1 protein-coding gene is annotated in these 1,034 nt (G+C 62.1%); it reads left to right on the plus strand.

Going from position 1 to position 1,034, the window contains the following annotated elements; translation table 11 throughout:
* Positions 1-143: 143 nt before the first annotated feature.
* On the plus strand, positions 144-1,034 hold an 891-nt coding region (locus ACN6LB_RS45825; protein WP_445031101.1), incomplete at its 3' end, for a reverse transcriptase/maturase family protein.

Consider the following 1,034-nt stretch of genomic DNA (forward strand, 5'->3'; position numbering starts at 1 on the left):
CTACGGGAGGAGATCTTCCTACGGCGACGGAGGCCCCGTAGTAGTCGCCGGAGTCACGACCGGCCAAGGAGAACGGGAAAGCCGTTCGCATCGGGCGAAGGGGGCCAGGTGATTGGGCACCACAGAATCGGGAGGTATGCGAAATGCAGAGCGCCGAAACGGTGCTGGGTGTCCTCCGTGAACGCGGCAGGCGTGGCCTGCCGTGCGACGAACTGTATCGACAACTCTTCAATCCGCAGTTGTATCTGCTGGCTTACGGGCGTCTTTACTCCAACAAGGGAGCGATGACGCCCGGGGTCACCGGGGAGACCGTGGACGGCATGTCGCTGGGCAAGATTGAGCACGTCATCGACGCGCTGCGCCGCGAGCGGTATCGGTGGAGCCCAGCCAGGAGGGTCTACATCCCGAAGGGGCGGGGCAGCTCACAGCTGCGGCCGCTCGGCCTGCCTCCGTGGAGTGACAAGCTCGTCGGCGAGGTGATCCGCCTAATTCTTGAGGCGTATTACGAGCCGACGTTCTCTGACTCCTCACACGGTTTCCGCCCCCGCCGGGGTTGCCACACCGCACTGCGCGAGGTGGCTCACACCTGGACGGGATCGATCTGGTACATCGAGGGCGATATTTCCCGGTGCTTCGACCGGCTTGACCATTCGGTCATGCTCCGAATCCTGGGTGAGAAAATCCACGACAACCGGTTCCTTCGGCTGGTGCGGAACATGCTCAAGGCCGGATACATGGAGGACTGGATCTGGAACGCCACGCACAGCGGGAGCCCGCAGGGCGGGGTTGTTTCACCCATCCTCTCCAATATTTACCTGCACAAGATGGATGAGTACGTCGAGAAGGTTCTGATCCCTGAATACACTCGGGGAAGAGTCAGGAAGCCGAGCCGCGCCTTTCACCGGGTGTGGGCGGCAATGGGGAGCGCCCGAAAACGCGGAGACCGCGCCAAGGTGCGAGAGTTACGCAAGCAACTCCACAACATGCCCAGCATAGACACCCAGGACCCTGGGTATCGGCGGCTGAAGTATGTG

The organism is Streptomyces sp. SAS_270, from assembly GCF_052543295.1.